Genomic DNA, 14823 nt, shown 5'->3' on the forward strand with positions numbered 1-14823 from the left:
ATGAGCGACTCCCTTGATCTCAGCCTGGACGGTGTAGAACGCCGGTCACTGGCTGACTTCACCGAAAATGCCTACCTCAACTACTCCATGTACGTGATCATGGATCGTGCCTTGCCGCATATCGGCGACGGCCTGAAACCGGTACAGCGGCGCATTATCTATGCGATGAGCGAGTTGGGGCTGGACGCCGATTCCAAGCACAAGAAGTCGGCGCGTACCGTCGGTGACGTGCTCGGCAAGTTCCACCCGCACGGCGACTCGGCCTGCTACGAAGCCATGGTCCTGATGGCCCAGCCGTTCAGCTACCGCTACACGCTGGTCGATGGCCAGGGCAACTGGGGTGCGCCGGATGATCCCAAGTCCTTCGCCGCCATGCGTTACACCGAGGCGCGGCTGTCGCGTTATTCCGAAGTGCTGCTCAGCGAACTGGGCCAGGGCACTGCGGACTGGGGTCCGAACTTCGACGGTACGCTCGACGAGCCGCTGGTGTTGCCGGCGCGTTTGCCGAACATCCTGCTCAACGGCACCACCGGCATCGCCGTGGGCATGGCCACCGACGTACCGCCGCACAACCTGCGCGAAGTCGCAACAGCGTGCGTGCGTTTGCTCGATGAGCCCAAAGCCACGGTCGAACAGCTCTGCGAACACATCCAGGGCCCGGATTACCCGACCGAAGCAGAAATCATCACCCCGCGCGCCGACCTGCTGAAAATGTACGAAACCGGCAAGGGCTCGGTGCGCATGCGCGCTGTTTACCACATCGAAGACGGCGACATCATCGTCACCGCGCTGCCGCATCAGGTATCCGGCGCGAAGGTGCTGGAACAGATCGCGGCCATGATGCAGGCCAAACCGTCCAAAGCCCCGCAGATCGCTGACTTGCGAGACGAATCCGACCACGAAAACCCGTGCCGGATCGTGATTATTCCGGGCGCACGCAAAAACTTTGACCACGATGCATTGATGACCCACCTGTTCGCCAGCACCGAGCTGGAGTCGAGCTACCGAGTCAACATCAACATCATCGGCCTCGACGGCAAGCCGCAGCTGAAAAATCTGCGCGCGTTGTTGGTCGAGTGGCTGGAATTCCGGGTCCAGACTGTGCGTCGTCGCCTGCAATTCCGCCTCGACAAGGTCGAGCGTCGCCTGCACCTGTTGGACGGTTTGTTGATTGCCTACCTCAACCTGGATGAAGTGATTCACATCATCCGCACCGAGGAGCACCCGAAAGCCGCGCTGATCGAGCGTTTCGCCCTGAGCGAAATACAGGCTGACTACATCCTCGATACCCGTTTGCGTCAGTTGGCGCGACTGGAAGAGATGAAGTTGCGTGCCGAGCAGGATGAACTGCTCAAGGAACAGGCCAAGCTGCAAGCCCTGCTGGGCAGCGAAGCCAAGCTGAAAAAGCTGGTGCGCACGGAACTGATCAAGGACGCCGAAACTTACGGCGACGACCGCCGCTCGCCAATCGTCGAGCGCGCCGAAGCCAAGGCCTTGACCGAGCACGATCTGCTGCCGAACGAGAAAGTGACCGTCGTCCTGTCGGAAAAAGGCTGGGTTCGTTCCGCCAAGGGTCACGAAATCGACGCTACCGGGCTTTCCTACAAGGCCGGTGATGGTTTCAAGGCCTTGGCGCCCGGCCGCTCCAACCAGTTTGCGGTGTTTATCGATTCCACCGGTCGCAGCTATTCGGTGGCCGCGCACACGCTGCCATCGGCCCGAGGCCAGGGCGAACCGCTGACCGGTCGTCTGACGCCGCCACCAGGGGCGAGCTTCGAATGCGTGCTGATGCCGGAAGACGATTCGCTTTACGTGATCGCGTCCGACGCCGGTTACGGTTTCGTGGTCAAGGGTGAAGACCTGCAAGCCAAGAACAAGGCGGGCAAGGCGCTGTTGAGCCTGCCGAACAACGCCAAGGTGATTCTGCCGCGTCCGGTGGCTGATCGTGAGCAAAACTGGCTGGCCTCGGTGACCACCGAAGGTCGCCTGCTGATCTTCAAAATCAGCGATCTGCCACAATTAGGTAAGGGCAAAGGCAACAAGATCATCGGGATCTCCGGTGAGCGTGTGGCCAGTCGCGAAGAATATGTTACGGACATCGCCGTACTGCCGGATGGCGCCACATTGGTGTTGCAGGCCGGAAAACGTACCTTGTCACTGAAAGCAGACGACCTCGAACACTACAAAGGTGAGCGTGGACGTCGTGGTAACAAACTGCCACGTGGCTTTCAGAGGGTAGATGCGCTGCTCGTCGAAAACCTCAATTAAGCGTCCTAGAGCGCTCGATCTACGATTTAACGCGTAGATCGACGCTTTGGCGCTGGAGTCGGAACGCATATTCACGGATGATATGGCCTTTCAAGCGCCGGCGTGGCCGAGCGTTCTTCATATTTATTGAGTATTTTCACTGTGGTTAGCCTTGTGGCAACCACCTGGATGGGACGATGACTGCTCTGCGCCTTCCTTTTATTTTGATGCTCGCTGGCGTTCTTGGCCTGGCGGGTTGCAGCGTTCACCAACCGGTGTCGCTGTATCAGCTGGACAGCGGAAGTCCGGCTCAGCCTGCGCAAAGCGCGGGCATGGCGGTTTTGCTTGGCCCGGTAACGGTAGCCGATTATCTGCAACGCGAAACGTTGTTGCAGCGACAGCCGGATGGCAGCCTGCAAGCGTCGGCTGATGGTCGTTGGGCGGGTAGCCTGTCGTCGGATATCGATCAGCTGCTGCTGCGTCAGGTCGCCGGTCATCTGGACAGTCAGCGCGTGGTGCTGGCGCCAGCGACATTGGGCTTCACACCGGACGTTCAGGTGCTGCTGACGATTACTCGCCTGGACTCGGGCGAATCGCAACCGGCGATCCTTGATGCGCAATGGCGTCTGATCGACCGTCGTGGCCAGGTTCGTGATAATCGCATCATTCACCTGCAGGAACAGCATGCCGGTGGCACGGCGGCTCAGGTTCAGGCTCAGGGTGTGTTGCTGCAGCGTCTGGCCGAGCAACTGTCGACGGCGCTCAAGCCGCTGGCCAATCAGCCACCGATCGCCGAAGCGCCAAAAAAGCCGGCTGCTAAGCCGGCGGCACCAGCGGCGGAAGCGGAAAAGCAGCCGAAGATCCCGATGGCTTCGCCGATCCGGACCGATATGGAAGTGTTCAGGTTCTGAGGCTGGATTGATTCGAAGCAAAGCCCGCATTGATGCGGGTTTTGTTGTTTCTGAGGATTGATTGGTGAGTGCCTCGAATATGTGTACGGCTTGAGATCCACCCCTCACCCCAACCCTCCCGAAGCGTCGGACCGCCCCAGAGGGGAGAGGGGGAAAGGGAGCGGATCTTCAAGCTTTTCAAGCCTGAGTTCGACTCGGAATCTCAGGTCGATGTACCTCGAAAGACACCTCGGTCAGTCCCCTCGCCCCTCTGGGGCGGTCCGACGTTTCGGGAGGGTTAGGGTGAGGGGTGGCTCTAGAGGCAAGCGCATTTTTCAGAATCAACAAAAAGCCCGCAGACGATTACTCGTCTGCGGGCTTTTTCATAACGGGGTTATTTACGCCCGGCGTTCATGCATTCGCGCCAGTTGCCGCTCGAGCATCGACGGATAAGGCTCCATCAGTCGCTCTACGCAGCAAGCACCCTCAGGGCTGGCAATCGGTCGGATTCGTGCGCGTTGGCGGATCAGCGCGTCGTCACCGATCTTGCGCTCCACCAGCAACAGGTTGCGGCTGTGTTGCGACAGGGCCAGCGCATCCTGAGCGGTTTCGGTCAGCAGCAGATCTATCTGGCTCAGGCCAAACAGCTCGTCACCCAGGGTCAGGCCCAGTTGCAATTGCAGGGTGATGCCGCTGTCGGCGACTTCGATCTGCAACTGATGGCCCAGAGCCCGCAACAACTCACCGCAACAGATTGCATTGGTCAGGTAGTCGTCGCCGCTGTCTTCGGTATGGAACAGCATCAGCGTACTGCCATCGTTCAGGGTGTGCAGCTCGCTCTGGTAGAGCGAGGCGGCCTGATCGAGGCAGTCGCGATAGCGTTTGAGCAGTTCTTCCAGACGTGTGCGGGGCAGACGACGCAACTGATCCTGAGCGCCCAGTTGCACGGCCAGCACCGCGCTGTGCTGCGGCACGTTCGATATTTGCGGTTTGGCTACCGGTTTCGGCGCGGTCGAAGCTGACTCATCACGCAGGTCGGCAAATGCATCGTCGTCATCATCGTCTTCAACGGTGCTGACAATGCGCCGTGGCGCAGGTTTGAGGCCGGCCACAGGCTTGGTTTCATCGAAACTCGGGTCACGCAAATTGCGCACTTCGAAGGTTGGCTCGTTATCGTCCGCGTCTTCGTAGTCGCTTTCGTCGTATTCGGGCTCGGGAGCGGGTTCCGGCTCGGCGGGCTCTGGCGCGAAGTCGGCGTGCAGCTGGCGGGCCAGATCGCCGATCTCATCCTGGCGCTCGGTGGCCGGGGTGTATTCGTCGATATGGCGCAGCCACACCCGCAATTGCAGCAACGGCGTGGAGATGTGCCGACCCAGACGCAGGCTCAAGGCCAGGGACAGGGCCAGCAGAATCGCGCTCAAAATACCCATGCTTTGCAGGCTGATGGTCATCGGCTGCTGGAACTGATCCATGTCCAGGCTGATGCGCAGTTGCCCGGCGGTCACATCCTGGAAAGTGATCTTGCTCTGGTACATGCCTTCGGCTTCGCCCAGCAGGCTATGCTTTGGGCGCTGACCGGCTTCGGCGAGGATGCGGTTATCCACGCTGTAGATGGCAGCGTGAGCCACCAGCTTGTTTTTGGTCAGATTGTTGAGCAGCACATTGAGGCTGAGGATGTCGTTGGACACCAGCAGCTCCGTGGCGGACGTGGCAGTCTGCGTGGTCAGGCTCTCGCCCAGGGCATCCGCCTGCTCGTGCATGGCCTGCTTGAACTGCAAACCCATCACACAGGCATAGATCACCAGGGCCAGAGCGACCAGGATCACGTTATGGCTGGCGATGCGCAATGCAATCGGTACACGGCGGTGGCGCAGTGCACGGAAGATCAGCAGAAAGAAGTTATCGGTTTTTACTGGCGTGGGCCGGTTCACTTGAGCTCGGCTCTTTTGTCCGTGAAGTTGACGCGCAGTATAGCGACAGGCCCTAGACCGTCAAAGCGCTCACGGTGCCCGATGGTCACTGAATGTGGGTAGAATGCGGTTTTTTTCCACCTGCGGGGGTGCGCCTTGCGCGAAATCGTCCTGATAAACATCACGGGAGTCGACCGTCCGGGTCTGACTGCGGCCATTACCGGCGTTCTGGCCCAAGGTGGTGTGAACATTCTCGACATCGGTCAGGCGGTGATCCACGACACTTTGTCGTTCGGCATCCTGGTTGAAATTCCTGACACCGAGCAGGGCAAGTCGGTGCTCAAGGACATCCTGTTCACGGCGTATAAGCTCGATCAGCAGGTGCGTTTCACGCCGGTGTCCGAAGAGGATTACCAGCAGTGGGTCGGCAATCAGGGCAAGAAACGCCACATCGTGACCCTGCTGACCCGCAAAGTGACCGCCGGGCAATTGCAGGCCGTGAGTTCGATCACCGCCAAATATGGCCTCAATATCGACCATATCGATCGTTTGTCCGGGCGCATGCCGCTGGACACCCCGGCCGATCAGGGCAAGGGCTGCATCGAGTTTTCCGTTCGTGGTGAAGCGGCTGATCCGCAAGCGCTGCGGGCCGAATTCCTCAGCGTCGCTCAGGAATTGAACGTCGACATCGCCTTCCAGGAAGATTCGCTGTTCCGTCGTAACCGCCGCCTGGCGGTGTTCGACATGGACTCGACGCTGATCGAAGCCGAAGTCATCGACGAACTGGCCAAGGCTGCCGGTGTGGGCGATCAGGTGTCTGCGATCACCGAGCGGGCGATGGCCGGCGAATTGGACTTCCGCGCCAGCTTCAAGGAGCGCCTGGCCTTGTTGAAAGGGCTGGACGTCAGCGTGCTCGATTCCATCGGCGCCTCCCTGCGCCTGACCGAAGGTGCCGAAACCCTGTTCGCCGAACTCAAGCGTCTGGGCTACAAGACCGCCATCCTGTCGGGCGGCTTTACCTACTTCGCCAAGCAATTGCAGGCCAAGCTGGGCATCGACTACGTGTTCGCCAACGAACTGGAAGTAGTGGACGGCAAAGTGACTGGCGTGGCGCTCGAGCCGATTGTCGATGCGCAGCGCAAGGCGGATCTGCTGAAGGAACTGGCGCACAAGGAAGGTTTGCGTCTGGAGCAGACCATTGCGGTCGGCGACGGTGCCAACGATTTGCCGATGCTGGCGATAGCCGGGTTGGGCGTGGCGTTCCGCGCCAAACCGCTGGTCAAGCAGTCGGCGAAGCAGGCGATTTCCACCCTTGGGCTGGATGGCGTTCTGTATCTGCTGGGTTTCCGGGATCGCGACGGGCAGCTCTGAATTTCGTATTGACTACAGGGCCTTTGTGGCGAGGGGGTTTACCCCCGTTCGGCTGCGTAGCAGTCGCAGATCCAGATAACTCGGTCTGCCTGAGAGGACGCAGGGGGCCGCTTCGCAGCCCAACGGGGCGGTGCGGCGTTCCGATAAACCCCCTCGCCACAGGAATCTGCTACTCCCTCAAAGTGTTTTCCACAACGAATCAAAATCCTCCTCAGCGCCGCTCACCGCGGCGTTGTCGTTTCTGGCGACCTCCAGTGGGCGGTAGGCGAACTGATTGAAACTGTTGGTGCTCGCCACCCGCCGCTCCAGCCCGACCCGGCGTTCCTCACCGTGGGTGTTGATCATGACCTTGTTGCCCTCCTGAAAGGGCAGGCGCGGCGCGAGCAGAGTGGCCGGCGCGTCGATGGCGCTGATTTGCGGCAGCAACAGACCACGAAGGTATTGGCTGTGGTCATCACGGGTGCGCACCAGTTGCAGGCCGCAAGGCTCGGCGCAGGGCGCAACCTGCTCGATACCCATCTGCGTGCCACCGCCGCGCACCTGGCGGATCCAGCGCACCACCGCGATGCTCCAACCCTGACCGGCAGAATCCTCGATACCGACCATCTCACCCGCTTGCAACTCGGCCGGCACAGCGGCGGGCCAGGCCAGGCAGTAACCGCCGGGGCTGTGATTGATCACTGACAGAACATGAGTCGGGAAGTGCTGATTGCGGTCGGATGCTTCGTGGCTGTCGTCATTCTGAAGCTGCGGGTATTCGATCTCTTCGTAGGGCAATAGAGCGTCTGCATTGCCTTGGGGAGCGGCGTCGAAGGCCTGGTGCCATTGGTCCTTTTCACGGCCGGTCACTGACGTTACCGAAAATTGTGCAGGTTGGGCTCCGGGGTTTTTCAGGATGTCGCTGAATGAGCGTTGCCCACCCAGATAAAAGTGCAGCGCGCTCATGCCTATGCACAGGGTCAACGTGCCTTGGCCGACGGTGCGCTGGAAACTGCGCTCGGCAGTCTGGCCCCAGGCGGCATGAAGGTGTTGCAACGTATCCAGGCTTAACCCTGCTGGCACGGGCAGCGGTGATGAACTGTCGTTTTTTTGCAAATGAGCTTCAATCGCCGCGACCAACGGCTGCGGATCAATCCCCAATAAGCTCTCTTGCTGCTCGGCCCGGAACTTGGTGCGGTAACGCGGTCCGGTGTCGAGGTCTGGCACGACGGCAAACAGCCCGGTGGCCGGTTTGCCGGGTTGCAGCTTGATCCATTGGCTCCAGGGCTCCAGCACCTCGGCAACCCGGGCAATCTGGTGCTGGCGCAGTTGGTTGCAGCGTGAGGCGCCCAGCAGCAAGGCGACCACGTAGGTCTGTTCGATGCTCAGGTTTTGCGTCTGGCTGGCCAGCTCATCGCGCAGGCTCGTGTGCTGGAGCCGGTGCGCGCAGGCGATTCGGTAGAGCTGATGCAGCTCCAGCCACAGGCCTTCCGGCACGGGGCAATAGAGTTTGGTAGCGCGAATCAGCGGCCCGTTCAGGCAATGGATCGCCCGTTGCAGCGCCTGGGTCAGCAGCGGCGCACGGTCCTTGGTGAATTTCGGTGTGATGCGCACGACGATCTGCTTATAACCAATGGCCAAGTGACTTTGCAGCGCCTGGCAGAGGTTGGCGATCTTGCGGGAACGCTCGTCGAGGACAATCGACTGATGAAGGAAATGCTGCTCAAGGTGTTTGCAGACGTAATACACCTCGGGCCGCAGCAGTTCGAGCAATTGCAGGCGATTGTCGCTGGGTGTGAACAGCTGATTGAGTTCGCTCAAGCCTTGATACAGCTGACGAGCGGTTTCGCCGATGTTGGCTTTGGGCAAATTGGCGATCCAGCGCTTGAGATCGCGCGGGGTGGCTTCACAGAACGACAGGCGCACCTGCAGCGGGACGGGCGCGCGTAGCAGAAGATGGGGACTGGTCTCATCCATGCCGTGGAAAAACTCCAACCGGTTAATGGGCAGTGAATAACCTGACTGTAGCAGCTATGGATTTTTACCGTTTGTCTGTCAGTCGAGTGCCCTCCGGGCGTACTACTAATCTGACAGTCGTGCGACTGGATACGCACAGTCGTACGGCCTGCTGCCTACGCAGGGCAGGTCTCTTTGTAACTTCAAGGAGATGAAGTTTATGTCTAGATATGTAGTGGCAAATCAATGGGGCGGTAGTTCGGCACCCTGGCATCCGGGCGGAGACTGGACGCTAGGCGCGCGGGACAACCAGAACGTTGTCGCGATCGAGATCAAATCGGGCGATGGCGGGAAGAGTTTCACCGGCACCATGACGTATGCGGGTGAAGGTCCCATTGGCTTCAAGGCTCAGCGCACGGGCCAGAACCAGTACAACGTTGAAAATCAGTGGGGCGGCAACGATGCCCCGTGGCATCCGGGTGGCAAATGGGTCATCGGAGGTCGGGATAATCAGAACGTTGTGGCGTTGAGCGTGACCTCCAGCGATGGAGGGAAAAACCTCAGTGGCACCAATACCTACGCCAACGAAGGGCCGATCGGCTTCCGTGGACAGATAGAGTAACGGCACCACCGAAATGTCCGACCCCGCGAAGACGTTCGCGGGGTTCGGATCAGGGATCAGGCTTTTGCCAGGCCCATGCCCTGGCCCATCTGCACCGGCGAACCGGCCGCCAGCTCTTCAGCCCACTTCACTTGATCAGGCCCGAACAGCACGACAGCGGTCGAACCCAGCTTGAAGCGACCCAGTTCTGCACCTTTTTCCAAATGGATCGGTGCACGGGCGGCTTCGTCGTAGCGGAAGGTTTTCAGCTCGCGTTTTGGCGGCGTGACCAGCCCGGCCCAAACGGTTTCGATCGACGCGACGATCATCGCACCCACCAACACCACGGCCATCGGCCCGCGCTCGGTGTCGAAAATGCATGCCACACGCTCGTTGCGGGCGAACAGTTCCGGAACGTTTTCGGCTGTGGTCTGGTTGACCGAGAAGATCCGGCCCGGGATGTAGACCATCTCGCGCAGGGTGCCGGCCAACGGCATGTGCACGCGGTGGTAGTCCTTCGGCGACAGATAAATAGTCGCGAAATCACCTCCCATGAACGGCGCCGCGTTGGCAGCGTCGCCGCCCAGCAATTCCAGCACGCTGAAGCTGTGGCCCTTGGCCTGGAACACACGACCGTGTTCGATCGGGCCGAGTTGGCTGACCGCGCCGTCGGCCGGGCTGAGGATCGCGCCTGGCGTCTCGTCCAGCGGGCGAGCGCCGTCCTTCAAGGCGCGAGTGAAGAACGCATTGAAGTGTTCGTAGGCGGTCAGGTCTTCGACCAGCGCCTGGGACATGTCCACCTGATAACGCTTGGCGAACCACGCGGTAAACGCGTTCTTGAACCAGCGTACGCGGCATTCGGCAATGCAGCCGGCCAGTCGCGAGAGCAAGTGATGGGGCAGCAGGTATTGGCTGAGGATAAACAAACGCTTATTCATTAACTGTCCTTAAAAACCTTAAATCTCTACGGGGGTGTCGGGATGGTTGCCCCATTCGCCCCAGGAGCCGGCGTAGCCCTTGACCCGCGGATAACCGAGGGACTTGGCCACTAGATAAGTGAAGCCAGAACGGTGGTGAGTCTGGCAGTGGGTGATGATTTCTTTGTCTTTGGTGATGCCGAGTTGATCGAGGATCTGCGGCATGTCGGTGCGGATGCGCAGGTTGCGCGCCTGATCCATGCCCGCGGTCCATTCGAAATTGACCGCGCCGGGAATGTGCCCGGCCTTGGCTGCCAGGACTTTTTCGCCGGAGTACTCCAGCGGCCCGCGCGCGTCCCAGATCGCCAGGTCGGGAGCACCTAGACGGCTTTGCAGGTACTCGCGGGTGGCGGTGGGTTCATCATGCAGGGTCAGCGCAACCGGGCCGCCGACCGCGGCCGGGATCTGGATCGACATGGGCAGGCCTTCTGCCAGCCAGGCCTTCAGGCCGCCGTCGACATAGTGGTACTTGCTGTGGCCGATGACATCCAGCAGCCAGATAAAGCGCCCGGCCCAACCGCCGCCTTCGTCGTCATAGACCACGTAGACTGCATCGGGGTTGTGTCCCAGCTCACCGAACAACGCTTCGAGCGCCGCTTGCGGCGGCATCAGTCCCGGCGCAGGCGCGTGACCGAGTTGCGTGCGTTTCGGATCGACAAAACGCGCACCGGGGATATGCCCTTCGGCATAGCGGGCGCTGCTGGTCAGGTCCACCAGAATTAGTTCGCGGGAGTCGAGACGAGGGAGCAAGTCGCTCGGCTCGATCACCAGCGGCAAGCCAGAGAAGTCAGACATGTGAGGTCTCCAGAACACAAAAGGGAGGATTGTAGCGCAGCGTCATTGGCCGCGGTGGCTAAAGCTGTGCAGTGCCTTTTCGATGCACTGCGCGGTTTTGCCGAAGGCTTGCGCGGTGATTTCAGAGAACGGCCCGCCGCCCTGATCCGCCACCACAATCATGATGACCCGACCGTTATTGACCAGTGAGCGTAGCAGCAGGTGTTCACCGCCGAACTGTGAACGCAGGCTGGCCGGCAGCATGGCCGAGAATTGTGCGTTGTTCGCCGGCGTCAGGCGTACCTGGGCTTGTTGCGAGAGCAGGCGTTGCAGCACGGTGCTCTGGCTGACGACGAAGTTCAGGCCGGCCACTTCTTTTGCCAGCCCGGCCGTCTGGTGTACCCGCAGATTGGCGTGAGTGCGGTCGGCCATCAGGATCATCACCCGACGCATGCCGCACGCGACCAAAGCGTCCCGGGCAGACGTGGTCAAGTGCATGGCATTGGTGAAACGGCTGGGCTCGACCAGCAACTCGGCACACTGTCTGCGCCATTTCGCCAGGTCTTCGGCCGTCGGTGCCGGGGCCGGCAGCAAACCGGCATGGACACGGTTCGTGCCCCACGGCCAGATCAGTGAAGTGGCCGGGTGCCAGAGGTCCGGCATGGCGTGATGGCGGGCGCTGTTGGCGGCCTGTTGGTGCAACTGCTGCTGCACTTCATCCATTGGCATTTGCAGGTAAAGGCTGGTCAGGTACTGCCAGCGTTCACTGTGCGGACTGTCCCAGGCCTGTTGTGCCGACAGCGCCAGACCGTTGGCCAACAGCACCGTATTGGCCGGCTGATTGAGCCAGCGTCGCAGGGTCGGATCGTCATCGAGGCGGTTCTGTTGGCGCAATGGATGATCGCTGTCGCGAGCGATGCGAAGCACTTTCACCAGCTCACGCTGCTCGTTTAGCAGTAGCCGATAACCCTGCTGCACCCAGATCGGCAGGCGCCAGATGTCCACGAGCGCCAGGCAGATTTCCAGCAGGCGTGCGCCGAATAATTGTTTCTCGACTTTGTGCGCCGACTCGCCTTTATGCATGACCCGCAGTTCCCACTCTTCGAGCAGTTGCGGATGAGTCAATGCCATCGGCCAGAGCGGCGAGAGAAACAGCAGGCTGCCCCAGTGGATGTCCTGCCACAGCCGCGCCAGGCGACTGGCGAAAAAACCGTTGGCCTGTTGGGTCGCGTGCTGGCTGATCAGCTGCAGCTGACGCAGGGCCACCGGAATTTCTAACTGAGGTTCGGCGGGCAGGCGGGCGAGCAGTTCTTCTGTGCGCTTCAAACCGAGGCGATTGATCGCTACCTCAAGGTTTTCCGCAGGCTCGGTCATGCTGCCATGGGTGTGGCGATTGGCTTCGCGAATCACGCTCAAGGCCAGCGCCGGGCTGTCCTGTATCAGTTCGGCAATATCGCGCAAAGAGCTGCGACTGTTGGCGATGGCCTTGCAGACACGGTCATGACTGGCTTGCGGAACGGGCAAGCGCACGCCATCGAGAAGCTTGACCCAGCCTTCGAGAGTGGTTGGTTTTGGAGTTGGAACGTTTGTTTCGTTAGCCATGGTTGGACGCGATCATCGTCTGCATTACCTATGCCCGGAGCGGGCCAAATTGGCTTTTCGCCTGAACTGGCTATAGTCTGGCGCAGTTTTGCCGATAAGTAGAAGAAGAGATTTTTTAACTTCCGAATATGACCTTGAACCCGACTCAGTAAGTGCTCTCCTACCTATGGCTAAATTAATCGGCATCATCGTCGTATTCGCGAGCGTGCTCGGCGGATACGTGCTCTCCCACGGCAAAATTGCCGCCCTGATTCAGCCCTTCGAGGTGATGATTATTGGTGGTGCGGCACTCGGTGCATTTCTGCAGGCCAACCCCGGTTACATGACCATGCACGTGCTCAAGAAATCCTTGAGCATGTTCAGTTCGCGTTTCAACCACACGTTCTATCTGGAAGTGCTGGGCCTGATCTACGAGATCCTCAACAAGAGCCGCCGCGAAGGCATGATGGCCATCGAGGGCGACATCGAAGACGCCGCCGCAAGCCCGATCTTCGCCAAGTACCCGACCGTGCTTAAAGACGAACGCATGACCGCGTTCATCTGTGATTACCTGCGCATCATGTCCTCCGGCAACATGGCTCCCCATGAGTTGGAAGGCCTGTTCGACATGGAACTCTACAGCCTCAAGGAAGACCTGGAACACCCTGCCCACGCGGTGAACGGCATTGCCGACGCCATGCCGGGTTTCGGTATCGTTGCGGCGGTACTGGGTATCGTGGTGACTATGGCTTCCCTGGGCGAAGGCGACCAGAAATCCATCGGTCTGCACGTGGGTGCAGCCCTGGTCGGTACCTTCTTCGGTATTCTCGCGGCATATGGCTTCTTCGGCCCATTGGCCACGTCCCTGGGCCACGATGCCAAGGAAGAACTGAACGTCTACGAAGCCATCAAGGCCTCGCTGGTCGCTTCGGCCTCCGGCATGCCGCCATCGCTGGCGGTAGAGTTCGGTCGCAAGGTTCTGTACCCGGCGCACCGTCCTAGCTTCGCTGAGCTGGAACAAGCGGTTCGCGGTCGCTAAGTCATGGAAAATAACCAGCCGATAATCATCAAGCGCGTCAAGCGCATCGCCGGCGGGCATCACGGGGGCGCCTGGAAAATCGCCTTCGCGGACTTCGCGACGGCGATGATGGCGTTCTTCCTAGTGCTGTGGCTGCTGTCCACCGCAACACCGGAACAGAAGATCGCCATCGCCGGTTACTTCAAGGACCCGGTCGGCTTTTCCGAAAGCGGCACGCCGTACATCATCGACCTGGGCGGCTCACCGACCCTGGCGCCGGAGAACACCCTCAACCCCGAGGTGAAATCCCAGCCGCAGCCAGACAAGGTGACCATCGACGCCGAGCAGGTTGAAGGCATGGCCGAGCAGGTCGAGAAGGAACGTCTCGAGCTGTTGCTGCAAGAACTGCAGAACAAGGTCGAAGAGAATCCGCAACTCAAGAAATTCAAAGACCAGATCCTGTTCGAAATCACGCCGGACGGTTTGCGCATCCAGATCGTGGACGCCGAAAACCGGCCGATGTTCGACTCCGGCAGTGCCCGCCTGAAGCCGTACTTCGAAGACATCCTGCTGGCCATGGCTGACACCATCAAAGCGGTGCCGAACAAGATCAGCATCAGCGGTCACACCGATGCCAAGCCGTATTCGGGCACGGGTGATTTCGGTAACTGGGAGCTCTCGGCCAACCGTGCCAACGCGGCACGTCGTGCGCTGATCGCTGGCAGCTATCCGGATACTCAGGTGGCGCGGGTCGTCGGTTATGCCTCGTCAGCACTGTTCGATCGCGAGACCCCGTTCAATCCGGTCAATCGCCGTATCGACATCGTGGTGCTGACCAAGAAAGCCCAGCGCGCCATCGAAGGGTCGCAAGGCGCGGAGCCGGCTCCAGAGCCAACGCCGACGCAAGGGCAGGGCGGCCCGGGCGAAGTGCCCGCCGATCCGAATGCGTTGCCGGCGGATAAAGAGCCGTTGCCGGCGCATGAGCTTCGGGAGCGTTTGAATCTGTTTGATGATCCGGCGCCGAAACCGGGTGAGCCGGCTAAACCGGCGGATCCGGCGAAGAAGTGAGCCACAACAATCAAGCCGACAGAAATGTCGGCTTTTTTGTGCGGCTTTCACTGGCTTGAAAGCCACTGCATTTTCAGCCTGGGCACTGTCCCTGTGGGAGCGAGCCTGCTCGCGAAGGCTTTGTGTCAGGCGACGGGAGTTTGAGGGCGGTGTACATATCCATTTCTGCGGTAACGGCCGCTTATGGTTCCGCTCTTACAGCGGGTCACTTTGGAAAAGCCCCAAAGTAACCAAAGGGCTCTTGCCCCTGACGTTCGGTGTCTCGCCTAGGCTCGCCATTCCCTCGCTCCGGTCCTGCTCCGTGGGCCCGCCGCCATCGGCCATCCATGGCCGGGGGCGGCTAACCCGGCATCCATGCCGGGTTGCCCACTACGCAGAACCTCCACTCGGCCTCTCGAGGGGGCGTGCACCGCAACAGCATCCCGAGGCGGCCTAATAGCCGACCTGACTG

11 protein-coding genes are annotated in these 14823 nt (G+C 60.3%); 6 read left to right on the forward strand and 5 right to left on the reverse strand.

Features of this window, described 5'->3' with window-relative positions:
- Positions 1-2268, forward strand: a complete 2268-nt coding sequence (gene parC, locus ACA056_RS02360) for a DNA topoisomerase IV subunit A (RefSeq protein ID WP_497270216.1) — start codon at positions 1-3, stop codon at positions 2266-2268.
- Between the two features lie 176 nt (positions 2269-2444).
- Complete coding sequence (locus ACA056_RS02365; protein ID WP_497270218.1) at positions 2445-3158, forward strand: PqiC family protein; 714 nt, start codon at positions 2445-2447, stop codon at positions 3156-3158.
- Positions 3159-3535: 377 nt separating this feature from the next.
- On the opposite strand, the gene ACA056_RS02370 is transcribed toward ACA056_RS02365, so the two are convergent.
- Entirely contained in the window at positions 3536-5068 is a 1533-nt protein-coding gene (locus ACA056_RS02370) for an AhpA/YtjB family protein (RefSeq protein ID WP_497270220.1), read from the reverse strand.
- 135 nt (positions 5069-5203) lie between these two features.
- On the opposite strand from ACA056_RS02370, the gene serB reads away from it, so the two are divergent.
- A complete protein-coding gene (serB, locus tag ACA056_RS02375) occupies positions 5204-6418 on the forward strand; it encodes a phosphoserine phosphatase SerB (RefSeq protein WP_497270222.1) in 1215 nt (404 codons plus the stop codon).
- A 177-nt stretch (positions 6419-6595) separates the two neighbouring features.
- On the opposite strand, the gene ACA056_RS02380 is transcribed toward serB, so the two are convergent.
- Positions 6596-8374, reverse strand: coding sequence for a cyclic-di-GMP receptor FimW-related protein (locus ACA056_RS02380; protein WP_497270224.1), 1779 nt, complete (start codon positions 8372-8374; stop codon positions 6596-6598).
- Between the two features lie 199 nt (positions 8375-8573).
- Between ACA056_RS02380 and ACA056_RS02385 the strand changes: the two genes are divergently transcribed.
- Positions 8574-8975 carry a lectin OAA family protein gene (locus ACA056_RS02385; protein WP_042932429.1) on the forward strand — a complete coding sequence of 134 codons (402 nt, stop codon included), beginning with the start codon at positions 8574-8576 and terminating at the stop codon, positions 8973-8975.
- A gap of 56 nt (positions 8976-9031) precedes the next feature.
- On the opposite strand, the gene asd is transcribed toward ACA056_RS02385, so the two are convergent.
- From asd to ACA056_RS02400, 3 genes are read right to left on the reverse strand one after another with little or no spacing between them, the layout of a single operon-like run.
- Entirely contained in the window at positions 9032-9892 is an 861-nt protein-coding gene (gene asd, locus ACA056_RS02390; protein WP_046045706.1) for an archaetidylserine decarboxylase, read from the reverse strand.
- An 18-nt stretch (positions 9893-9910) separates the two neighbouring features.
- Positions 9911-10726: a rhodanese-like domain-containing protein gene (locus ACA056_RS02395; RefSeq protein ID WP_497270227.1), complete on the reverse strand. Its 816-nt coding sequence runs from the start codon at positions 10724-10726 to the stop codon at positions 9911-9913.
- Between the two features lie 42 nt (positions 10727-10768).
- Entirely contained in the window at positions 10769-12307 is a 1539-nt protein-coding gene (locus ACA056_RS02400) for an HDOD domain-containing protein (RefSeq protein WP_497270229.1), read from the reverse strand.
- Positions 12308-12473: 166 nt separating this feature from the next.
- On the opposite strand from ACA056_RS02400, the gene motA reads away from it, so the two are divergent.
- Positions 12474-13325 (forward strand): flagellar motor stator protein MotA, encoded by an 852-nt coding sequence (gene motA, locus ACA056_RS02405; protein WP_497270231.1) that lies wholly within the window; start codon positions 12474-12476, stop codon positions 13323-13325.
- A gap of 3 nt (positions 13326-13328) precedes the next feature.
- Positions 13329-14372, forward strand: a complete 1044-nt coding sequence (gene motB, locus ACA056_RS02410) for a flagellar motor protein MotB (protein ID WP_497270233.1) — start codon at positions 13329-13331, stop codon at positions 14370-14372.
- The last annotated feature ends 451 nt before the right edge of the window (positions 14373-14823 follow it).

Source organism: Pseudomonas sp. LBUM1666, assembly GCF_059695775.1.